Below are 23,061 nucleotides of genomic sequence, written 5' to 3' on the forward strand. Positions count from 1 at the left end.
ACGCACGTTTGGGTCCCGGCAAACGTCAATGTACGTACTGGTGAGGGAGGAGCGATGAAGGTCACCTTCGAGAATGGGAGCACCCTCGCATTTGCGAGCGTCGATGAGGGAGAGGGCATCGAGGACACGGCAGATATCATCAATGTCATCTACTGGCTGTCGGCGTTTGCTGCCCCGCGTGTTTACCGGACGTTCAGCCGTGTGCCGCCACGCGAGCACATCCTGCGCTTGCTGGATGTCTATGCTGCGTACGTGACGAAGGGGCTCACTATATGGCGCCGCAGTTTCAGCCGGTGCACTACGAACGCCGCCTGCCGCTCGCGACACGGCTGCGTGAGCTCTTCGAGACCTGGACACGGCCCGAGCTCCCTCAGGAGGTCATAGAGGTTTCACGGGCTCTCATGGAGTATGAAGGTATCAAGCCACCGGCCTGCGGGTGGGATGCGTACGAAGATCCGGAGGAAGGCGGTATCAAGTTCGAGGACGCGCTCCTGTGGCCCGAAGGCGTGCCGGCCATCCTCAATGGCCAATGGCCACCGAAGCATCAGAGGGCGTAGCTGGAGCACGCATGCAGGCTGGGCTCAGAAGAGCTTGCCTTGCGCGGTCGCCGGCTCGTCAGCCTACCTCGTGAGCTTCTCACGCTTCGTTGCCAAGCCAAGGCCCAGGTTCGAATCTCCGTCGACCCACCATCGCGAAACCCCGCTGGCCGTCCGCGCCTTGACATCCACGCGAGGCACTGCAATTCCCCTGAGCGAACCTCACGAGGACCGACGTTGACCGCGCGCATCATCCTGGTTCGACACGGCCGTTCCGGGCACGTCCACACCGGCTGGATCGACGCTGCCGGGTTCCAGCGCTGGCGCGACGCCTACGACGCCGCGGGCCTGGCGCCCGGGGAGACGCCGCCGCCCGCGCTCCGGACCCTCGCGATGCAGGTGGGCGCGGTGGTCGCGAGCGATCTGCCGCGCGCCTGCGCCTCGGCCGAGCTGCTCGCCCCCGGCGCCGCGATCGCCACGTCGCCGCTGCTGCGCGAGCTGGAGCAGCCCGCGCCGTCGCTGGGCAACGCGCGGGTGCCTCTGGCGGTCTGGGCGCTCGCGATCGGGCTCAGGAAGGCCCATGGAGCGCTCCGCGCCGAGGCGCCTCCCGCCGCGGCGCAGCGCCAGGCGGGCGACGCGGCCGAGTGGTTGATCGGGCTCGCGGCCCAGCGCGGCAGCGTGCTTGCGGTCACGCACGCCTGGCTCCGCGAGGTGCTGGCGCGGGCGCTGGTCGATCGCGGGTGGCGGCGCGTGCACTCGTCGGGGCGCTACGCTCACTGGAGCGCGTGGACGCTGACGGATGGGCGCCAATCCGGATCGTAGTCGTAGTTGCCCGCCGGGCCGACGCCGGTTCCGGTGGACGGCATCCCGCTCGGCCACCCTGATGGCGCGGGCGGACGCTTCGCGCGAGCGCGAGGACCCGCGCCCCGTGGTTCGAGGTGGCAGGCTCCCCGCCGGGGCGTAGGCTTGGCCCTCACACTCACACGACGCGGGGGCGCGGCGTCTGGGCCTCCGGTCGAGATCCGGGAGGGAACCATGGCACGTGCGATGTTCTGTGCGCTGTTCACCACAGGGATTCTCGCGATCGGCTGCGCCGCCGGCAACGACGCCACGACGCCCACGACGCCCAGGGCGGCCTCGACCCAGGGCGGGGTGCGCCTGCCCGAGGGAGCGAGGCTCGTGGATCTCACGTACCCCTTCGACGACAGGACGCTTTACTGGCCGACAGCCGCGACGGGCTTCGTGCTGAATCAGGTTCACCACGGCCCTACCGAGGCTGGATTCTTCTACGCGTCGAACGACTTCTGCGCGCCGGAGCACGGTGGAACGCACCTCGACGCGCCCATCCATTTCGCCGAGGGCAAGAGCACCGCCGACGCCGTGCCGATCTCGCGCCTCGTCGCGCCGGCCGCCGTCGTCGACGTGTCGGCAGCCGCTGCCAGGGACGTCGATTACCGCGTGACGAGGGCCGACATCGAGGCCTTCGAGCGGGAACACGGCGCCATCGCGCCCGGGACCGTCGTGCTGATCCGCACCGGATGGGGGAGCCGCTGGCCGGATCGGAGGCGCTACCTCGGCGACGACAGGCCCGGCGACGCGTCCAACCTGCACTTTCCCGGCATCGGCGAGGACGCCGCGCGCGCCCTCGTCGCGCGGAAGGTGGCCTCGGTCGGCATCGACACGGCGAGCATCGACCACGGGCCGTCGAAGGACTTCATCACGCACCGGGTGCTCCTCGGCGCCGACATCCCCGCCTTCGAGAACGTCGCCTCGCTCGACGCGCTGCCGGCGCGCGGCGCGCTGGTGCTCGCGCTGCCCATGAAGATCCGCGGCGGCTCGGGGGGCCCGCTCCGGATCATCGCCGTGCTCCCGCCGTAACACCGGCGCGGAGGCGTGAACGCGTCAAAGCTTCCTCTTGCCCTGCGCTGGACCAGGCGCTCCTGATCGACCGGCCCGCGGGTCCCCTCGAGTCCGGGGGAGGACAGCGCTGGCGAGGCCCCTGCGGAGCGCGGCGTCAGGACGGGCAGGCGCCGGCCCGCGGTCAGCGCCGGCCGGCCCGACGAGCTCTCGTGGGACCGCTCACGCGGGCGCCGCAGCCGTCCGCCGCTGCGCAACCCGTCGCGATCGAGGGCGCCGCGAGCCGCTCATTTTCTTTTGACATCGGCCGTGTGAACGTTCACATTCCGGTTTCCGGATCGGTTACTTGCCCCTTTGGGTGTGTGTGCCCGCCTCGGGCGGGCACACATCGCAGATCCCCGACCGGCCAGGCCAAACATGAAGAGGCGAGGACTCTCGTTTTGGGGAGCGCCGTATCTGGCGCTCGTCATCGGTGGGCTCTGGCTCACGGCTTGCGACTCGTCAGGTCAAGCTTCAAGCGGCACCGACGGCGCCGGAGGAGCCGGTGGACAGGCCGAAGGAGCCGGTGGACAGGCCGGAGGTGGCGCCGCGACGACCGGCAGCACCAGCAGCAGCACCGGCGGCACCGGCGGCACCGGCAGCACCGGCAGCACCGGCGGCGCCGGCGGCACCGGCGGCGGAACGGTCGATCCCGGGGAGGGCGGCGGCGGGACCGGCGGTGGCGGGGACGACGCGCCGCCCCCGACAGAGTTCGACAATCCCATCATCAAGTACGACGCGCCCGATCCGACGAGCGGTCCTGGAGACCACATCTTCACCGCGGATGGCGCCGCCATGGTCTGGAACAACAAGGTCTACCTGTATACCGGCCATGACGAGCAGGTCGAAGGTGCGAGCGGATATCGCATGTTCGACTATCGGCTCTGGGCGTCGTCCGACATGGTCCGCTGGGAGAACAAGGGCGCGGTGATGCGCTACGATGTGTTCTCGTGGGCTCGCGGCGGCGACTCGACGGGCAACGCCAATGCGGGTCAGGTGGTCCACCGCGACGACAAGGACGGCAACCCGAAGTTCTACTTCTACGCGCCGGTGGAGGGCGGCCAGTCCGGTTACGGGATCTCGATCGGCGTCGCGGTCGCGGACAAGCCGGAAGGCCCGTTCAGAGACGCACGGGGAATCCCGCTCATCTTCCTGGACGACACCGAGGGCACGGCAGACCATTCGTGGCGAAACCTCGACCCCACGGTCCTCGTCGACGACGACGGCCGGGTCTACCTGTACTGGGGAAATAAGGTTCTGTACTGGGTCGAGCTCGAGCAGGACATGATCCACCTGAAGGGGGAGACCTACACGACCGACGGCAGCGGGAAGATGCAGAACCGCAGCCTCGGCAGCGCCCAGATCCACGTGCTCACGAACGTCCCCAGCTACACCGAGGCGCCGTTCCTCTCCAAGCGCGGCAGCCTCTATTACTTGACGTACGCCTCGGGGTTCCCGGAGACCATCTCCTACGCCACCAGCACGTCGCCGGAAGGGCCGTGGCAACATCGGGGCGTCATCCTGGACCGGGTGCCGAACAGCGACACCATCCACCAGTCGCTCTTCGACTTCAAGGGCGCCAGCTACCTCACGTACCACAACGCCGGGCTGCCGACCGGCGGGAGCTACCGGCGCTCGACCTGCGTGGATCGCGCCTACTTCAACGACGACGGGACCATCAAGAAGATCGTTCCGACGCACAAGTGATCGTCGCGAGCGCATCGCGTCGCAACCGCCGTCCCGCCGCATTCCGCGCCGACCCGAGCTTCTGCTGCAGACGGTCGATGTGCTTGCGCCACCTGCCGGCCGACAGCACCTCCAGCAGCACGAGCTCGATCAGCGCGCCGGCCCTCGACCGCGACCACGGAGCGACCGTTCCTGCTCCCCTGAGGTCATGGCGACAGTTGCGGCGCCCGACGCGCGCGAGCCAGCGAGGATCACGCTCGAGGCCTGGGCCGACCTCGACCAGGACGAGGCGGGGGAGCTCGTCGGCGGTCGGATCGAGGAGGAAGAGGGGCCGAGCGTCCTGCACGAGGCGGTGGTCGCGTGGCTGATGCGCGTGCTCGGCGTGTGGGCCGCCCCGCGGGGAGGGCGCGTCTTCGGCTCCGAGCTCAAGCTCGGGATGAGAGCGCAGGACCGCGGCCGCAAACCGGATGTCTCGATGTACCTGCCGGGCGCGCAGCTCCCCGCGCGAGCGAGCCCGATGGCGACACGGCCGCCCAGCGCCGTCATCGAGGTTATCTCGCCGCGACCGCGGGACGCGCGCCGCGATCGTATCGAGAAGCTGGGCGAGTACGCCAGGTTCGGCGTGCGCTACACCTGGATCCTGGATCCCCAGGTCCGCGGGCTGGAGATCTTCGAGCTCGGCCAGGATGGGCGGTATGCCGTCGCGCTCTCGGCCTCGGAGGGGGGCCACGTGGTGCCCGCCTGCGAGGGGTTGACGCTGGACCTCGACGCGCTCTGGAGAGAGCTGGATGAACTGCCCGAGGACGAGGACGACGGCGGAGCCGGCACGGCGGCCGGCCGTTCTCCTTGAGGGGCGGGTCTCCATCCGGCGGAAGCGAAGCTCATCCGGAAGGCTCTCGGCAGCTCAGCGATTGCGGTGGATTTCACGCTGGCACCGTCCATCGGTATCGATACGTCACGCCGCGCGAGCGCTCCGCTGCGACCGGTCGGCGATCGGCAGCTCGCGTGCACCAGCCCCCTCTGGCCACGGCATCTACCGCCGATAGAGCTCCGCATGCCGACGCTCGAGCACAGTGGCGTCGTCGAGATGTTCCGCGAGGACATCTCCGGCGCCGGGGCGTCAGCGGCAGAAATATCTATTATTTCAATTGGTTCCGACTGCCGCGTGGCCGAGTCCTCTTCCGGCGTGGCCCAACGCGGGCCCAACGAACCGCCCGTGAAGGCGCCAGCGTCCGCCGTGGCGGGGGCGGGGACGTCGTCCGGGGGCGCCGTCTGACCGGGCGGCGCGCCGGAGGCGGAAGCTTCGGCGCTCGCCGAGCCCATGCCTGCTCCAGCGGACGCGGGTTGGCCTCCTCCTACCGAGCCGCCCTTTCCTCTCAGCTCGGGGATCGCCTCGTCCAGGGGGGCAAAGTCGCCCAGCCCAAGCTCGGCGATCTTGCGCGCGGCGCGCTTGTAGTGGTGGATCTGGCCGCTCGACTTGTGTCCGGTTCGGTCGGAGATCCACGTCTCCGTGCGACCATTCGCGAGCTTGATGGTAATGAAGGTCGCTCGAGTGTCGTGCAGTCGGATGTTCAGCCTCGACTCCGTGGTCTCGAACAGCTCGGGTCGATCGACTCCCGCGCGTTGGAGGTGTTCTCTGAAGCGTTCCGCCCCGTGACAACCCGGCAAGGGGTCACACTTTGGCCCGACGAAGACACGCCGATTGTCCGGCCAGAGCTCGCGATAAGCACGAAGCGCGCGCGCCACATCAGGCGATAGTGCCCAGGCACGGGGGTCATCGGTCTTGTTCTCATCGAGAACAACGGCTCCCCGGTCAAGGTCGACATCCGACCATTCGAGAGTTCCGGCCTCGTCGGCTCGCATTCCCTCGCGCGTGAGGAAGCCGTAGTAGATCCGGAAGCACAGCGGGACCAACTGACTCCTCATGAGGCGTTGATCCTCGTCAGGCGCATCGCCCCGCTGCGCGGGCGCCTGCGGCGGCCCGGACACGAGCTGCGCGCGATGCCTCACGCGAACCGTGGGCGACGGCGGAGGGGCGCTCCGCTGGGGGCTCGAGCTCGGGGCAGGTGGGGCTGACTGGCCGCGAGGGTGGCGTCGAGGCGAGCGAGCCCATGACAGCGAGCCTGCGGAAGGGCTGGCGCCCTCCGTTCGTCGAGGCCAGCGCTGGTTTGCAGGTCCACGCAGCTGCGAAAGGGGGCGCCAGTGCAGAGGTATAGAGCCGTCCGGCCGAAGTCCTCGAGTTTAGCGCGGTTTGAACAATCGCGCGGCAGCGGAATAGGTGGACTTCGTAGCGGAATCGGGTCATGTGTGCGCTCACATCGCAGCCGCCGCACAGCAGCGAGTCGTTCGGATTTTTCCGCTCCGGTAGCAGGTTGGCCTGAGGGCCGTCGTCAAGAAAGCGCGCTCTGAGCTCCGAGGTATCCCATGAGGCAACTAGCTCCTTCTGTTCTCATTCTAGTTCTTGCTTGCTCGAGCGAGTCCGCTCCCGGCGACGGCTACAGCCCAGGGACGAGCGGTTCGAGCTCGGGTGCCGCGGGCTTGGGCGGAACCGATACCAGCTCTGGCGGCGGCGCTGACCCCGCCGGAGCGGGCGGCACGGGCGAGGCCGCTGGCAACAGCTCGGGTGGTACCACTGCGGGGTCCGCAGGCACCGGCACGAGCTCCGGAGGCAGCGACTCGGGCGCGGGCGGTAGCGGCGGCCAGGTCGATCGGCCCGAAGTGGTGCTGGCGGGTGACAATGTGAACGCTAACGGACCGCTCGAGACGACGGTTCAGGACCTCTCGTTCAGCGGCGGTGGCCACATTCTCGTCAGGCCGACGACGCTCACCACCGAGCCCAACAAGAAGCACCCGGTGGCCATTTGGGGTCCGGGCGGAGGTACCCCTCCTCGCGACTACCTACAGCTGCTGACGCGCATGGCCTCGCACGGCTTCGTCCTCGTCGGTATTCGAGAGTCGACGGGCGACGCCGTGCTCATGTCGGCGGCGATCGATTGGCTGGAGGCTCAGGACGCCGATGAGAACAGCCCCATGTACGGCCGCTTGATCCTCGACCGCGTTGGTGTGTTCGGGCACTCGATGGGCGGGCTGTCGTCGGAAGCGGCTGCTCAAACCGATAAGCGCGTCTCCACCGCGTTGCTCGACAACAGCGGCTCCTTCGAGCACAACGCCCTCGTCAATCTCGAGATCCCTGTCGGCATCATCTACGGTGAAACGGGTCAAGAGGCGCCCAACGCCGAGGGTGACTTCAACAACCCCGGCAACAAGGGGCCAGTCTGGCTCGGCAAGATGAAGGGCGGTGGTCACGGCTCGGGGCCTTGGGACGGCGCCGGAGCGAACGTTGCTTGGATGCGTTGGCACCTCGGCGGGGAGAACTCCCGCAAGGACGCGTTCCTCAAAGACGGTGGCGACTACAACAACACGGGCGTGTGGCAGACTCAGTCCAAGAATTGGGACGAGTGGAAGAACTGGAACGAGTGACAGGCGGTACACCGAGCAGACGTTCGTGCTCGGCGGCATCACGTTTCAGGACGGGCTCGTGACATGAGCCCGGCTGGCTGCGTCTGGCGCGCCCTGTTCTTCGAGGATGTCGCAACCTAGTACTCTGACACGATTCTGTTGAACCAGTCGGATCCGAAAATCCGCTCGGCGTCGTGGACGGTGAAGGTCCAGTTGATCTTGCGACGAGCCCGGTCCGCGGCTGCATTCCACTGCCGGACGCGTCGGCGTAGTATCCGTTCGGCGACCTGCATCCTGACGCGGAGCGGCCGTGGACATAGGCTTGCCGTGCGATGCGAGGGCGACGGTTAGGGCGCCGCCATCAACGGCGAGACGGGGGGAGGCGTCTCGAAGCGACGACCGAAGAGCGCGCGACGAGTGAAGCGGGTGAAGCGGGCGCGCGAACGCGGCGCCCCAGCAAGTCGAGCGTGTCTGCCGCAGTGGCCGAGCCGCAGAAGAGCGGCCGTAAGCGGCTCGCGCCGACGATGGACGGCGGACAGAACGCGCCACCTCGCCAGCGTCGGCGAGCGGTGCCCGCGACCGGTGCGATTTCGCTGGAGTCTACCGATGGCGCTGAGCAGGCGCCGAGAGCAGCCGGCCGATCGCCTCGTGAACGACCCGGGCCGCCACCTCATCCCCAAGGGTGACAGCGCGGCTCAGGATGCTGGCAAGCGAGGTGACCAGGACGGTCCGAGGCGACGGGTCGGTCTGCGGGAGCTCTTCGGGCGTGCCGATCGCCGTTTGGGCCCGGGTTGGGTCCATGCCTGCCGAGGGGCCACGATCCGTGGCGCATGCCTCCCTCAATTCCCGGAGAAAGCGACGGATCGCTACGGTTTGCTGCCGCATAATCGTTCCGCGAGAACCCCGAGCTCAACAGGCCCCCTCGCTGCCCGATGGCATGGCCCGGCGCCTCACCGGCCGCTCCCGCTACACCCCCGCCTCCGCCCTCTCCATCGCGCCCCGCACGCTCGCCACGGCCGCAAACCGCTCCGCCAGGTACTCCGCCACCCGCACGTGCTGGCTGAACACCACATTGAAGCGTATGTGCGGATCCGCCGCGCCATCCGCCATGAACGTCGCCCCCCGCGCCAGCAGGATCTTGTTGAGATACGCATCCTTCACCAGCTCATCGACGTCCACGCCGCGCGGCACCGTTCCCCAGAGGAACAACCCTCCTTCACCCGGATGGTCCAGCACCACGCCCGCCTCTCTCAGCCGCCGCCCCGCCGCGTTCCGCGCCACCCCGAGCTTCTGCTGCAGCCGGTCGATGTGCTTCCGCCACCTGCCGGCTGACAGCACCTCCAGCAGCACGAGCTCGTTCAGCGCGCCGGTCGTCAGCACCGAGTAGATCTTCTCGCGCAGCAGCGGCTTCAGCCGCCCTGGCTCGGCCGCGATGTACCCCAGCCGCAGCGCCGGGCTCAGCGCCTTGCAGAAGCTCGAGTAATAGACGACCCCCTCCAGCCCCGAGAGCTGCGCCAGCCGCGTCGGATGCCCGGGGTGGAAGTGACCGTGCACGTCGTCCTCGGCGATCAGAACGCCATGCTTCTGCGCGGTCATCAGCACCCGGTGCAGGTTGGCCGCGCTCGATCCCCAGCCGGTCGGGTTGTGCAGCACGCTCTGGAGGAACAGCAGCCTGGGCCGGTGCTCGCGGCACGCCGCTTCCAGCGCCTCCAGATCCACGCCGTCCGGCCTCCGCGCCACCGGCACGATGCGGTAGCCCGCCTGGCGCAGCCGTCCGAACATCAAGAAATACCCCGGGTTTTCCACCAGCACCGCGTCGCCCGGCTGAAGAAAGGCACGGCAGATCAGGTCGATCGCATGCGTCCCGCCCCACGTCGTGAGCAGCCGCCCCGCGTCGGCCGCGATGCCCTGCGACCTCAGCAGCATCGCGATGCGCTCGCGCAGCTCGGGCAGCCCCTGCGGCGGAATGCGCGCCGCCATCCCGGCGTCGCTCCGGGCGAGCGCCCGCTGCAGCACCGTCGCCGGGATGGCGTCGCTCAGCCAGGTCGCCGGCAGGGCGCCGCTGCTGGCCAGCAGCACGCCGGCGCGCTGGTCGTTGGACTGCTGCGCCAGCCACACCGGCTCCTGCTCCTCGCCGGCCTCGAGCCACGCCGCGTCCGGCAGGGCCGCGGCCGCCTCGCACACGAAGAACCCGGCCGTGCCGCGCGACTCGAGCAGCCCGGCCGCCACCAGCCGATCGTAGGCCGCCACCACGGTGTTGGGGCTCACGCCGAGCTGGCCCGCGAGCTGGCGGATCGACGTCAGCCGCGCGCCCGGCGGCAACTGCGCGCCCTCGATCAGCGCGCGCAGCCGCGCCTCGATCTGGTCGGCCAACGGAACGGCGGAGTCGCGGTCGAGCGAGAACATGGGTCAGCGCAGGAACAGGAGCGCCAGCACCGCCAGCGCGCCGGCCATCATGCCATTGAACAGCCGCTGCCGTCGCGGGTCGGTCAGAAGACGCCGGATCGCCACGCCGAACAGCGCCCACGCCGAGATGCACGGAAAGGTGATGCCAAGGCCGATGGCCGACACGAGCAGCGCGCCGCTCACCACCGGCATGCCCGCCGGCATGAACACCGAGGCCAGCGTGACCGCCTTGACCCAGCTCTTCGGGTTGACGGCCTGGAACAGCGCCCCCTGCGCGAACGACAGCGGCCGCGGCACCTCGGCGCCCTTCGCCACGACGCCGCCGGTGAGCTTCCACGCCAGCACCAGCAGGTACAGCGCGCCGGTCACGCGCAGCACGCCGTGCAGCGCCGGGTAGGCGGTGAACAGCGCGCCCAGGCCGAGGCACGTGACGAAGGTCTGGACCGCGCCGCCCACGCTGATGCCGAGGACATGGGGCAGCGAGCCGCGGTAGCCGAAGTTCGCGCCCGAGGCCGTGAGCATCATGTTGTTCGGCCCCGGGGTGCTGGACATCACGAAGCAATAGGTCGCCAGGGGCAGCAGCTCGGTCATCGCGGGTGGCTCCGGTAAGGTGTGGCCCGGAGCGTAGAGAGGCGGCGTTCGCCGGTGAAGGCACAGGGGCCGCGCCGATCGAAAGCACTGTATCAGCCGCGGGACCGGTACAGACGGCTCGATCGCGCACCTGCTACGCTGGAGCAGCGCAGCCGGACGAGGCCGTGGCGCGGAGGAGATATGACGGAGGAATCAGCGGCACGCGCGCCCGACAAGGCAGCCTTCTTCACCCCGGAGAACGAGCAGGTCGACGCGCGCCGCGAGCTCCTGAGCCCCAGCGGGAAGTACCGGCTCGTCGTGTCGAGCTTCTCGACCGGGCCTGGCGCCTGGGACTACGCCCAGGGCACCGTGTACAGGACCGGCTCCGGCGAGCCTGCCGCCGTCGTGCAGCGGAACCACGACTCGTTTCCGTTCCTGTTCGTCGAGGCGCATCCGAACGGCCACGACTACCTGGTTTGCGGCGAGGACTACCAGGGCCAGACGGTGGTGGAGCTCGACACCGGGAAGCGCCGCGACCACCTGCCGGACGAGGCGAAGGAGGGAGTCGGCTTCTGCTGGACGGACATGCGCTTCGAGGCGTCCGCCGCGATGCTCGTCGTCGAAGGATGCATCTGGGCCTGCCCCTACGAGGTCCGCTTCTTCGACTTCTCCGACCCCATGAGCGGGTGGCCGGAGATCGAGGCGAGCGAGATGCTGGACGCCGATCGGCGCAGCCCGACGCTCAACGCCGACGGGACGATCACCTGCTACCAGTCGGAGCACGACGCCCCTGCGGCGGACGGCGGTGCCGAGACGCCGATCGCGGCGACCGTGACGCTCCGCCGCGAGGGCATGAAGCTCGTCGTCCAGGGCGCGTGGATCTCCGAGAAGGAGCAGGCCCGACGCAGGGCGCAGGAGGAAGCCCGGAAGCAGTACGACGCATGGCTGGCGAGCTTCCGGTCGACCGATCCGCTGTACCTCGCGGCCCTCGAGGGCCTGAAGGATCCGGCGTTCTCTCCCGAGGTCCACGACGGGATCGGCGTCACCTACGAGGGATGGTGTCCTGACTTCAAGGCCGAGGAGCGGCGCATCACCCGTCGTATCGTGAAGAGGGGAACGAGCCGGTACACGATCGACCTCGAGTGGGGCGCGGAGACGGGGCCGATCAAGCTCGTCGTGTTCAAGGACGGCAACCACGCGAGGGACATCTTCTTCGAGCACTCCGTCGCCGGAATGAACGACGCGCTCGCCTGCGCGAGCTCCCTGATCGCGGGCCATGCGGAGACCGCAGGCGCATGATCACCGCCTCTCCCGCCGCCGCCCTCCCGGAGGCGTGCGCGTGAGGTCGGTCCGACCCCACGCGCTCTCACTCAGTCGCAGCCCCCGACGCTCCACATCCCCGGCGCCTCCACGTGCAGCGTCACGACCTCGTCCTTGTCGACCCCCAGCCCCTCCAGCGCCCCGGTGGTGCGGTATCCCAGGAAGAGCTGCTCGTCCCCGAGGTCCACGACCTGCTTCTGCGCCCGGCCGTGAATCTCATGCTCCGCCACCGACGCGGTGATCTCGTTGCACCCGAACGGCACGTGGCTGACGTGCGCGAGCATGATCGGCCCGGCCTCGTTGAACTCCGTGATCGAGAGCCCCGTGAACATCCCGTCCCCGTCGTCGCTGCTCGGATCCGTGAACGGCGTGAACGTCCGCTCGCCCTCCAGGTTGTAGAGGTTCGCCACCGAGCTCGTCGCGCCCGGGTTGCTCGCCATGAAGGCGATCTTCCCTTTGCCCGCTGATCTCGCCTCGTCGATCCGGTAGATCCCCACGCCGCCGGACACGTCCCCGAACCCGATCCACTTCTGCAGCCCGCGGTCGTATCCCTCGTTCTGCCGGTTCTCCACCAGGAAGTACTGGTCCGGATCCGACGTCTCGATCTTGTAGATCGTCGGATCCACGGTCTGCCCGAGGAGCTCCGCGCCGGCCGACTGGACCACCGGGATGTCCTGCGCCGGCGCCCCCGGCTGGATCACGATCGGCGCCAGGAACCCGGCCTTGAGCCGGCTCCACGCGCCCATCGCCACGGGCGTCGAGCCGGCGGGCGATCCGGTCGTCGTGCCCCAGCTCCCGCTCGCCATCACGCACCACGCCCCGACCGGGGTCGGGCCCTTGTAGAGATCCGGCAGGCCGATCGCCGAGTGCCCGAGCTCGTGGACGATGACGCCCACCGTGGCCGGCATCGTGGTGGGCACGCCGCGGATCTTGTGGACCTGCCGCTCGCCGATCACCGCGTAGCCGGAGAGGGCCTTCCCATCGAGGGTGATCGGCGCGTCGAAGCCCGTCGCGTGCGCCCAGACGGAGGGCGTCTTGCTGGTGTTCGAGGTCTCGTAGCCGGCCACGACGAAGATCACGTTGAGCTCGTCGCCGCGGACCTTGCCGTCGCCGTTGGCGTCGAACGAGGCGAAGTTGACGAACGGATTCGCCATCACCAGCGCCTCCTTCAGGTAGGGCTGGAGGAGCGCGAAGTCCTTCTTGCTGTTCGGGTGCGCGAACGGCAGCTTGATCCGGACGATGCCGTCGTTCGCCGTGCCGTGCGTCTCCCGCGCGCGGATGAACGAGAACTTCCCGCGCGACATGTCGGCGTAATAGTGGTTCACCGAGCCAGGGAGGCTCCCGTACAGGGTGTCCTTCCAGGTCGCGATGTCGGTCCCGAAGCCGCCGGTGAACGCCCCCGGCGCGGTGAGCCCGCCGCCCTGCGTGAACTCCAGCAGGATCGTGAGCAGCGGGCGCCGCACGCCGGTGCTCGCGGGCGGGGCCGCGAACGACCGCGCGCCCGGGGAACGCGCGATCGCCGCCTCCCAGAGGTCGTCGAGCGCCTCCTCGTCGATGCGCGCGAGCAGCGCCGGATCCACGGGGCCGCCCAGCGCGCGGAGATCGCGGACCAGCACGCCCGAGGGGACGAGGGCAGGGGTGCCGCGCGCGTCCGAGCCGAGCTCGGCGACCTCGTAGTCGCCCGAGAGGTCGTTGAGCACCACGACGGTGCCGTCCCGCATCCGGAGGTAGTCGAAGTGCTCGTCGCCGATCACCTCGGCGTGGAACATCGCGCCGGTGGGGTCGAGCGGGATCTCGCGCAGCCCCGGCTCGGCGAGCACTGCGGCCGCCGGGCGGCTCACGCAGACGGCGCTCGCCAGCACGGCCAGCGCGACGAGCCCGAGCCTCGCCCCGCGCCGCGCTCCGAAGATCGCCCTCTGCTCCACCGTGTCTGCGCCGCTGTCACGAGATGTCATGTCCGCATCCTCCTCGATCCGCGTTTCGTCGCGTTCGAGGGGGCACATCGCAACGCGCGTGCCGCGCCCGGACGGCGCGGATCGCCGCGCTTTCAGGCCGATTCCGGCGTCTCCCGCGGGCGCGTCGCCGCGCGACGACACCTCGCCGGGACACCCGTCATGCGCGCATGACGGCCGCTGTCACGGCGGCGTTACAGCCGATCCAACCGTGGATCCCAGGGGCGGCGCGCCCGCGGTCCGCGCTCCCGCGGGCGCGCTGGTTCCGGGTTGACGCGCACCCCCCCAGGGGCACCATGGCGATCATGGGCGAGGATCCCGGGGCGACCTGCACGCTCACGAGCTTCGATCAGGGCCGCGCCCTGCGGCTCCCGGCCGTCACCGTGACGGTCACCCTCCCGGACGGGCGCACGCTCGCCGCGCCGCTCGAGCTGCGCCCGCTCATCGTGGGCGCGGGCGCCGACTGCGACCTGGTGCTCGCCGATCCCCGCGCCTCGCGGCGGCACTGCGAGCTCCGGATGACCGAGCGCGGCGTGCTCCTCCGCGACCTCGGCAGCAAGAACGGCACGCTGGTCCGCGATATCCGACTCGTCGAGGCCTTCCTCCCGCCGGGCGTCCCCGCCACGGTCGGCAGCTCCGAGCTCGTCGTCGGCGCCGCGGGGCCGCCGTCCGTGCTGCCGCTCTCCGGCGCGGACGCGTTCGGCGACGCGGCGGGCCGGAGCCTGACCATGCGCGCGCTCTTCGCGAAGCTGGAGCGCGCGGCGCCGACGGACGAGACGCTGCTCCTGCTCGGCGAGTCCGGCACCGGCAAGGAGGTCCTGGCGCGCGCGATCCACGCCCGCAGCCGCCGCAAGGACGGCCCCTTCGTTGTCGTGGACTGCGGCGCCGTCGCCCCGAACCTCGTCGAGAGCGAGCTCTTCGGCCACGTCCGGGGCGCGTTCACGGGCGCCGCGGCGGCGCGGCCGGGGCTGCTCGAGCAGGCGAGCGGGGGCACGCTCTTCATCGACGAGATCGGCGAGCTCCCGCTCGATCTCCAGCCGAAGCTCCTCCGCGCGATCGAGGGGCGGCAGATCCGGCGGCTCGGGTCGAACGAGTGGGTCCCCTTCGACGCGCGGATCGTCGCGGCCACGCACCGGAACCTGCGCGCGAAGGCCCAGGACGGCTCGTTCCGGGCCGATCTCTACTTCCGGCTCTCGGTCGTGGAGGTCCACGTCCCCGCGCTCCGGGAGCGCAAGGACGACATCCCGCTCCTCGTCGAGCGGTTCCTGGCCGCGCGCGAGCCGCCGCGCGCGCTCGCGGACCTGCCGCCGGGCGCGCTCGCCCTGCTGGAGGGCCACGACTGGCCGGGCAACGTGCGCGAGCTCCGGAACACCGTCGCGCGCCTCGTCCTGTTCCCCGAGCTGCTCCACGAGATCGTCGGCGCCGGGCCGCCGGCGCCGCGCGGGAGCTCCGGCCCGGAGCCCGCGAGCCCCGCTCCCGTCGGCGCGTCCGGCGCATCCCCCTCGGGCGCCTCTCCCGCGGGCACGTCGTCGGCCGGCGCGGAGCCTGCCGCCCCCGCGGACGCCCGCCTCCGCCGGCTCCTCGAGCTGCCGCTGCCGGAGGCGCGCGAGATGGTGCTCGAGGAGCTCGAGCGCGCCTACGTCACCGAGAAGCTCCGCCAGCACGGCGGCAACATCTCGCAGGCGGCCGACGCGATGGGCGTCTCCCGCCAGCTCGTCCACCGGCTGATCCAGCGCCACGGCCTCCGCACCCGATGATCCCGCCCGCGGACGCCGACGAGCCCTGCGCCGCCGCCCCGCCGGGGCCGCGGCGCGGCCGCGACGACGCGACCCTCACCGGCCCGGTCACGCCCGCCGCGCCTCGCCCCGGCCTCGGCGCGGCGGGCGACGCCCCCGCCGCCGCGCCCGAGGCCACCCCCGACCTCGGCCTCGGCGAGGGCTCCTCCGGCCCCGCCGCCGCGCCGGAGGAGCCCTCGCCGATCCCGCCCTCGCTCCACGCCCGCTTCGAGGACTTCCACCTCCTCGGCCGGGGCGGCATGGGCGTCGTCTACAGGGCCCGCGATCTCCGGCTCGGCCGGCGCGTGGCCATCAAGCTCGTGCTGGCGGGCGCGCACGTCGACGGGACCTTCCTGCGGGAGGCCCGGTCCCAGGCGCGGCTCCGCCACGAGAACGTCTGCGAGGTCTTCGAGGCCGGCGTCGCCGATCGCGTGCCGTTCATCGTGATGCGCTACATCGAGGGCCGCTCCCTCCAGGAGGCCCGCGACGACCTCACGCTCGAGGAGAAGGTGCGCGTCGCCAGGACCATCGCCGCCGCGCTCCACGAGGCGCACCGGATCGGCCTCGTGCACCGCGACGTCAAGCCGAGCAACATCCTGCTGGAGCGCGGCGAGGACGGGTCGCACCGCCCCTACCTCATGGACTTCGGCATCGCGCGCGACGCCGGCGAGGGCGGCGCGACCCTCACGGGCGCCGTCCTCGGGACCCCCGCGTACATGGCCCCCGAGCAGGCCGCCGGCAGGGTGCGCGCGCTCGACCGGCGGACCGACGTCCACGGCCTGGGCGCGACCCTCTTCGCGCTGCTCGCCGGCCGCCCGCCGTTCGTGGGGGGCACGGTGATGGACGTGCTCCGCCAGGTGCTGGAGGCCGACGCGCCGCCGCTGCGGGCCCTGGACCGCGACGTCCCGCAGGACCTCGAGGCGGTGGTGGCGCGCTGCCTGGAGAAGGAGCCCGGCGCCCGCTACGAGTCGGCGCGGGCGCTCGGGGAGGATCTGCAGCGCTTCCTCGACGGCGACCCCGTGCTCGCGCGGCGCGCCTCCCTCGCGCGCCGCCTCGCCCGGCAGGCGCGGCGGCACCGGGCGGCTGTCGCGACAGCGGCCGCGCTGGTCGTCGCGGCGCTCGTCGTCGCCGGTCTGTTCGTCGGGAGCCGGCGCGCCGCCGCGGAGCAGGCGAGACTCGCGCGCGAGCTCGGCGAGACCGTGAAGGAGATGGAGCTCTTCCTCCGCGGCGCCCACGGGATGCCGCTCCACGACGTCGAGCGCGAGCGCGACGTGGTCCGCGCCCGGCTGAAGGCCGTGGAGGCCCGGATGGCGACCGCGGGCGCCCTCGGCCGCGGCCCCGGGGAGTACGCGCTCGGCCGCGGTCTGCTCGCGCTCCAGGAGCCGCGCGCGGCCCTCGACCACCTCCGGGAGGCCGAGCGGGCGGGTTACCGATCGCCGGGGCTCGACTACGCCGCCGGCGTGGCGCTCTCGGAGCTCTACCGCCGCGGCCTGGAGGAGACCCGCCGCATCCAGGACAGGGCGCAGCGCGAGGCCCGGATCGCGGCGCTCGGGGCCGAGTACAGGGCGCCGGCGGTCGCGCACCTCCGCGCGGCGCTCGCCGGCGCCGGCGAGGGGCCCGCGGCGATCGAGGCGCCCGCGTACGTGGAGGGGCTGCTCGCGCTCGCCGAGGGCAGGCACGAGGAGGCGCTGGAGAAGGCCCGGGCCGCGTTCGCGGGGGCGCCGTGGCTCCACGAGGCGAAGAAGCTGGAGGGCGACGTGCTCTTCGCGATGGGGAGCCGCCACCGCCACGACGCCGTCGCCTTCGATTTCGAGAAGATGAAGGCCCACTTCGAGCCCGCCGCCGAGGCGTACGGGATCGCCGCGGACCACGGCCGCTCCGATCCGGCGGTGCATTCCGGCGCGTGCGAGCTCTGGGCGCAGACCATGAACGCCGCCGGGAAGCGCCGCGACCCGATGCGCCCGAGCTTCGAGCGGGCGCGCGAGGCCTGCGGGCGGGCGCTCGCGGCGAGCCCGCGCAGCCCCGAGGCGCGCGTGAGGCTGGCCTGGGTCCACAGCGCCTTCGCCTGGTGGGTGGCGAGCAGGATGCCTCCGGGCGAGGACGCCGGGGCGGCGCTCCGCGACGCGACCGCGCGCGCCGAGGAGGCGCTCGCCGCGAGCCCGGACGACGCCATGGCGCGGTACGTGGCCGCCGCCGTCTTCCGGGCGCGCGCGTACCACGCGGACCTCACCGGCCGCGAGCAGGGCGAGGCCCTCGAGCGCGCCATCCAGGGCTACGAGGCCGCGCTCCAGCGCGAGCCGGACCTCGCCTGGGCGCTCAACGAGCTCTGCAGCGTCCTCGCCGAGCGCGGCCGCTACGAGTCGCTGCGCGGCCTCGACCCGACGGGCTCCCTGGAGCGCGCCCGGGCCCGCTGCGACGACGTCCTCGCGCTCGAACCAGGCTTCGCCAGCGCGCGCACCTCCCGGCTGATCACCGGCGTCTACGAGGCCGAGCACCTCGCCCGCGCCGGCCGCTATCCCGAAGAGGTCGTCCAGCGCACGCGCGGGGTGATCGAGGCCATGCGCCAGAAGGATCCTTCATGGACCGGGGCGCCTTATTGGCGCCTCTGGCTGGATCACGCGCTGGCGCTGTACGCGCTCGACGCCGGCGCCGATCCCGGCCCGGCGTTCGCGCGGGTGCAGGCGAGCGCGCGGGAGATGGCGCCGGGCGCTGCCGGCTATCCGGAGTCGCTGCGGGCGATGCTGGCGATGCTCGAGGCGCGCGTGCGGATGGCGCGGGGCGAGGACCCGGCGCCCGCGATCCAGGTCGCGCGCGACACGCTCGATCGCAGCCTCTCCGAGGCTCCCTGGGACGTGTGGGACCGGGTGCAGCGCGCCGAGGCGGAGCTCCTCGCGTTCCGGTGGGGCGCGCAGCGGGGCCGTCCGGACGCGGCGCGGCTCGACGCGGCGCTCGTCCCGCTCCGTCCCCTGCTGCTCGGCGAGCCGCTCGCCGACCCGTCGCTGTACGCGGTGCTGGCGGAGATCCACGAGGCCCGCGCCGCGCTCCGGAGGGCGGGCCGCGGGCAGGACGCGGCGGGGCGCCGCGGGCAGGACGCGGCCGACGACATCGCCGAGGGGCTCCGGCACGCGGGCGCGGCGCTCGGGCTGAACCCGCGCCACGACCGGGCGCTCGCGGCGCAGGGCGCGCTCTTTCGCCTGCGCGCCGGGGCGGCGCCCGACGCGGCCGCCCGGAGGGAGGCCACGCTGCGCGAGGTGGCGGCCCTCGAGGCGGCGATCCACGCGAACCCGCTGCGCGCCCGGACGCTGGGCGCGCGCCTCGCCGAGGCGCGGCGGCTCACGGGCGGGGCGGCTGCCGCGGCCGAGGCGCCGGTTGTCGTCGAGGCGCCGGCTTCCGCCGAGGCGCCGCCAGGCCTCGCCGCGCCCTGAGCCCGGCGACAGCGCCGGGGCTCACTGGGGTATGGGCGGCGGGGGCGGCGGGGGCGGCGAGGAGGACGTGGGCGGCGGAGGCGGCGGGGGCGGCGAGGTCGAGAAGGACGGCGACCCGACAGGAGGCACGCACCACCCGGGCATGGGATCCTTCAGCCATGTCATCGTGCACGGCTTGTCATCACACCTGTACTGGCCGGTGTCCGGGTCGCCCTTGCACTCGGCGGTGAAATCCAGGATCCCCTTGTAGATGAGGCCGCAAGCGTCCTTCTCGTAGCAGTACCGCTGCTCCAGCGCGGTCTTTGGGTCCGGCCCGCATCTCTGCGCGAACGAGAACGTCGGATAGACCTCCACCTCGGCCCCGGCCGTGGCGTGCGCGCACCAGAGCGCCTCGCTGTACTTGAACGCACCGTGCTCGTTCCCGTCGTCGATCACGTTGTAGCCCGCGATCATGACCGCGATGTCGTCCATCTTGTCGTTGACGAACGCGATCACGCACTCCAGCACGTTGTTCCTCACCTGGACGGGGAGCCCCCGCGCCGTCCAGATCGACGCGCCGCTCACCATGCCCCGTCCGACGTAGGGCATGTCGTCGTGGGTCACGACGGTGCCGCGCGCGAGGGCGCACCGGACCGCGTGGTCGAAGATCTCGTGGCCCGTCACGTCCTCGCCGTCCGCGCGCTCGGCGCCGCCGCCCTGGCCTCCGCCGCCCGCGCCGTCGCCCTTCGGTTCGTCGAGGAGCCCGGTGGCGAGGACCACCGGGTTGATGGTGCCGTCTGCCTGGAGCAGCGGGAATCCGAGCGCGCGGGCCAGCGGCTCCTTCCATGTGTGCCACGCGCGATTCGGGGTGCCGTTGGTGTCCTCGGATCCGGGCTTGCCCGCCATCGCCCTGAGCCCCGGCCCTGCGAGCTCGCCGTCGAGCTGCGACTCCGGCCCGCACGCCGCCGGGAAGAGCCCGACCGCCACCATCATCCCGAGCGCAAAGACAGAGCGCTTCATTGCGATCTCCTCCTCCAGAGAGTTTCAAGCCGTCGTTCCGGCGCGTTCGCCGGTCAAGAATGCAAGGGGTCGATGCTCGCCGCCCTGCGCGCCGAGGTAAAGAGCATCCGCCGTGCCACGAGCGCGAAGGCGCGAAAACCGCGGATCGCCCGCGCCCGTCCCGTCGAGGCGGTACGGCGGCGTAACGGCGGCGCGACAGGTGACCGCCGCGCGGACAGCGGCTGTCACGCTGCGGTGACAGCGCTTCTCGGTGGGGCCCAGCGCGCTCGAGCGTGTTGTTGGCGTCCCGCGCGATCAGAGGCCGATGAAGCGAGACGAGCGACAGGCGGCGTCCCCGGGGGGGCCCGCGCCCCGGTGAGCGCAGTGGATCGCGGTCCCGAGGGGGCCCGCACCCCGGCGAGCGCTGTGGGACGCGGTCCTGAGGGGGGCCGCCCCTCGGTGAGCGCAGTGGATCGCCGTCCAGTGTCGGATCCCCTTCGCATGGCACAGACGCAGGCTGGTTGGCACACCTCTCCCCGCGTGCCGGCAGGAGCGAGCCGGCGACTCCGCGCCCTTCAAGGTCGGGTCGGAGAGACCTGCGCCACCCCGAGCGCCGGGCTCACGAGCCGAACGAGCGACCCGCCTTGAATCGCTGCCAGTCGCTCGCGCGCGGGCGCTCGCCGTGGCTCGCGCGCCGCAGCCACGCCTCCTTGAATTCCCTGGCGCTCCGGAAGAGCTGCCGGTCGGACAGATCAGGATCCTTGAGCTCCGCGAGCATGTCCCAGACCGCCGCGCCCTCGGTGATCGCGCGCTCGCTGAAGGTCGCGGCCATCTCGCGCACGGCGGCGAGCCGCCTTGCCTGCCCGATCGGGCGCACGATCTGGAGCACGTCGAGCAGGACGGCAGGATGGATCGCGAGCAGGTACTTGTCGGTCAGCGCGCGGACTAGCCACCGATCCTCCGAGCAGAGCACCAGGCCCTCCTCCTCGGTCCTGGCCGGCTCCTCCTCGGTCCTGGCCCGCTCCTCGAGATCACGCGCCACGCAGCGGTCGTGGCGGAGGACGATCTCGTCGCGGCGGGGCTCCTCCGGGAACGGCAGCGCCTCCGCCGACCTGACCCGATAGACGCCGATGCCGTAACGCCTGAGCACATTCGCCAGCGTCACCTCGATCTTGCGGCGGAGCTGAAGATAGTTGCGCCGTTCGGCCTCCTCCCACTGCGGCGGCAGGCCGAGATCCTGCAAGAACTCGTCGAAGCGCTCGAGCGTCGTCGGCTCCCCCCGATGCTGCGCGACCGCGTGAAAGTGCGCGACGTAGAAGTTCTCCGAGCGCGCCAGATCCGGATCTGCACCGACGAGAGAGCGGTAATGGCGCGCGGCGTCCACGAGGTGCGACGCCATCTCCTCGATATAGACGCTCGGGACGACCGCCTTGATGCCCCGCTCGGCCAGGGCCGTGTGCAGCTCGACGGCGATCTCCGACGTCGTCCAGCCCTCCGCGATGCGGTCGAACTTGCCACACAGCATCGGCAGCGCGACGGTCGTGTCGAGCCAGATCACGAGTCCGTCGCGCTGCGCGACCGCCGTCGCGAGCTGGCCGCTGTCTCGGTCGGTCATCTGGATGAAGAGCTCCGCCGCGGCGAGCGCCCGGCCATAGGGCGATTGTGACGCGACGTCGATGAGCGCCTTGAGAGCGTCGGCGGCGTCGCCGCCGCTGGGCTTGAGATATCCCGAAAGGCGCCGCTCCACCGCGTTCAAGCGTCTCGTGAGCGCCTCCGACGAGCGCCCGGGCAGCGTCTCCGCAAGGCTCTCGCGCAGAAGGAGCCCCAGATCGTCGAACACGTCCGCCACCGCCTCCTTCCGCCTATCGAGCTTCTGGACCTTCTTCTCCAGCGCACGGACGCAACTCTCGCGGAGGTGCTTCGCAGCGGTCTCCTGGACTTCCAGCGCGGCCCTCGTGAGCGTCTTTAGCTCGCCGGTTGCGGAGATGCGGCCCGCGCTGACCTCGACCTTGCCGAGCTCAGCGAGCGCCCTGAGCTCCATGCGAAACGAGTGGCGCACGGAGCCCCCGATCCCGGCCGCCTCGATAGCCCTGTCCAGCAGCGCCTCGGTCGGGATCGGCTCGTCTTCGCGCAGCAGACACGCCGACAGCACGCTCCGAGCGACCTCGGCGCGGAAATCGCCGCTCTTTTCGTGGAAGAAGGCGAACGCGAGGCGCGCATCCACCGCCGGATTCCGGGGGCGCTCTGCCTGCTCCGCAGGCGCCGTGGGCGCGGAGCGGGACAGCGCGGCGAGCACGTCGGGATCGTTCGCCGTGGAGGCGATGTCGCGGGCGTCGATGACGGTGATGGTCACACCGTACGTCGTCTCGAGCTGCGCTACCTTCTTCAGCTTCGGCCCGGCCGCCGGCGTCTGTGCGCAGACGAAGAACATGCGCCCGCTCTGCCTGAGCAGCTCGTGCGCCCCGAGATCACGCGCGAGCTTCGCGTCCCACTCCTCCGCGCGCCCGGCGTGAAACTGCACCGGTGCACCGCCCGAGGGCAGATCGATCCAGGCATCCACCCCGGCGTCGCCCGTGCCGTCGGAGAGCCGGACGTGCTTGCCGTAGGGGACGCGGAGCGCGGCGACTGCCACGTCCTTGAAGGAGGACGGCGACAGGACGTTCTTGATGTGCTCCACCCAGTCTTCCAGCAGCATCGCCAGCCTCCAGCCAGGGCCCTCGGCCTCAGCGGGACCCTATCCCATGGCGTACGTCACAGCAACGTGGCCCGGCCATGAGGTCCGCGCATACCGGCGACGCCGGCACGACGGCGAGCTCTCCACCTTTTGCCGGCGTCGCCCTGTTGGCGGTGGCAAGCTTGGAGGCTTTCGTGCTGGACGACGCGCCTCGACCGCATGCTTCAGGGGGCAGCGCTGGCGTGTCCGTCCCAGCCGGGCTCGGCGAGCTGGTGGCTGGACTCCGAGAGCGTGCTCGTCACGCTTCCTCCGCTTCGTCGCGCGGGAAAGGATATTGTAGATGTTCCGGCGGCCAGGAGCTCGGCATGGACCGCCATGCGAGCT

Annotated in this window: 14 protein-coding genes and 1 pseudogene; 9 read left to right on the forward strand and 6 right to left on the reverse strand. The window is 71.4% G+C overall.

Annotation, left to right across the window (positions count from 1 at the left end; genetic code table 11):
• Positions 1-272 precede the first annotated feature (272 nt).
• The 5 genes from WME76_RS12765 to WME76_RS12785 all read left to right on the forward strand — a co-directional run bounded on the left by WME76_RS12765 (position 273) and on the right by WME76_RS12785 (position 4,968).
• The gene (locus WME76_RS12765; protein ID WP_437960402.1) at positions 273-557 is read left to right on the forward strand and encodes a hypothetical protein; all 285 of its coding nucleotides are present in this window, start codon (positions 273-275) and stop codon (positions 555-557) included.
• A gap of 216 nt (positions 558-773) precedes the next feature.
• On the forward strand, positions 774-1,358 hold the full coding sequence (locus WME76_RS12770) for a histidine phosphatase family protein (protein WP_437960403.1): 585 nt from the start codon (positions 774-776) through the stop codon (positions 1,356-1,358).
• A gap of 213 nt (positions 1,359-1,571) precedes the next feature.
• Complete coding sequence (locus WME76_RS12775) at positions 1,572-2,414, forward strand: cyclase family protein (RefSeq protein WP_437960404.1); 843 nt, start codon at positions 1,572-1,574, stop codon at positions 2,412-2,414.
• 396 nt (positions 2,415-2,810) lie between these two features.
• Complete coding sequence (locus WME76_RS12780; RefSeq protein ID WP_437960405.1) at positions 2,811-4,139, forward strand: glycoside hydrolase family 43 protein; 1,329 nt, start codon at positions 2,811-2,813, stop codon at positions 4,137-4,139.
• A 187-nt stretch (positions 4,140-4,326) separates the two neighbouring features.
• The gene (locus WME76_RS12785; RefSeq protein ID WP_437960406.1) at positions 4,327-4,968 is read left to right on the forward strand and encodes a Uma2 family endonuclease; all 642 of its coding nucleotides are present in this window, start codon (positions 4,327-4,329) and stop codon (positions 4,966-4,968) included.
• Between the two features lie 602 nt (positions 4,969-5,570).
• Here WME76_RS12785 and WME76_RS12790 read toward each other — a convergent pair.
• Positions 5,571-6,044: pseudogene (locus WME76_RS12790) on the reverse strand (tyrosine-type recombinase/integrase); the annotation flags it as partial.
• Between the two features lie 612 nt (positions 6,045-6,656).
• Here WME76_RS12790 and WME76_RS12795 point away from each other — a divergent pair.
• Positions 6,657-7,598 (forward strand): poly(ethylene terephthalate) hydrolase family protein, encoded by a 942-nt coding sequence (locus WME76_RS12795; protein WP_437960407.1) that lies wholly within the window; start codon positions 6,657-6,659, stop codon positions 7,596-7,598.
• Between the two features lie 945 nt (positions 7,599-8,543).
• On the opposite strand, the gene WME76_RS12800 is transcribed toward WME76_RS12795, so the two are convergent.
• Both WME76_RS12800 and WME76_RS12805 read right to left on the reverse strand, forming a co-directional pair.
• Complete coding sequence (locus WME76_RS12800; RefSeq protein WP_437960408.1) at positions 8,544-9,983, reverse strand: PLP-dependent aminotransferase family protein; 1,440 nt, start codon at positions 9,981-9,983, stop codon at positions 8,544-8,546.
• 3 nt (positions 9,984-9,986) lie between these two features.
• A complete protein-coding gene (locus WME76_RS12805; RefSeq protein ID WP_437960409.1) occupies positions 9,987-10,574 on the reverse strand; it encodes a LysE family translocator in 588 nt (195 codons plus the stop codon).
• Between the two features lie 180 nt (positions 10,575-10,754).
• Here WME76_RS12805 and WME76_RS12810 point away from each other — a divergent pair, with 180 nt between their 5' ends.
• Positions 10,755-11,852, forward strand: coding sequence for a hypothetical protein (locus WME76_RS12810; protein WP_437960410.1), 1,098 nt, complete (start codon positions 10,755-10,757; stop codon positions 11,850-11,852).
• A 71-nt stretch (positions 11,853-11,923) separates the two neighbouring features.
• Here WME76_RS12810 and WME76_RS12815 read toward each other — a convergent pair whose 3' ends face one another.
• Entirely contained in the window at positions 11,924-13,828 is a 1,905-nt protein-coding gene (locus tag WME76_RS12815) for a M6 family metalloprotease domain-containing protein (protein WP_437960411.1), read from the reverse strand.
• 293 nt (positions 13,829-14,121) lie between these two features.
• On the opposite strand from WME76_RS12815, the gene WME76_RS12820 reads away from it, so the two are divergent.
• Positions 14,122-15,582 (forward strand): sigma 54-interacting transcriptional regulator, encoded by a 1,461-nt coding sequence (locus tag WME76_RS12820; RefSeq protein WP_437960412.1) that lies wholly within the window; start codon positions 14,122-14,124, stop codon positions 15,580-15,582.
• Positions 15,579-19,025, forward strand: a complete 3,447-nt coding sequence (locus WME76_RS12825) for a protein kinase domain-containing protein (protein WP_437960413.1) — start codon at positions 15,579-15,581, stop codon at positions 19,023-19,025. The genes WME76_RS12820 and WME76_RS12825 overlap by 4 nt, the downstream gene beginning before the upstream one ends.
• Positions 19,026-19,046: 21 nt before the next feature.
• Here WME76_RS12825 and WME76_RS12830 read toward each other — a convergent pair whose 3' ends face one another.
• A complete protein-coding gene (locus WME76_RS12830; RefSeq protein WP_437960414.1) occupies positions 19,047-20,024 on the reverse strand; it encodes a hypothetical protein in 978 nt (325 codons plus the stop codon).
• A 598-nt stretch (positions 20,025-20,622) separates the two neighbouring features.
• A complete protein-coding gene (locus WME76_RS12835) occupies positions 20,623-22,698 on the reverse strand; it encodes a hypothetical protein (RefSeq protein WP_437960415.1) in 2,076 nt (691 codons plus the stop codon).
• Positions 22,699-23,061: the final 363 nt, after the last annotated feature.

It is taken from the genome of Sorangium sp. So ce119 (genome assembly GCF_051524405.1).
Classification (GTDB): domain Bacteria; phylum Myxococcota_A; class Polyangia; order Polyangiales; family Polyangiaceae; genus Sorangium; species Sorangium cellulosum_G.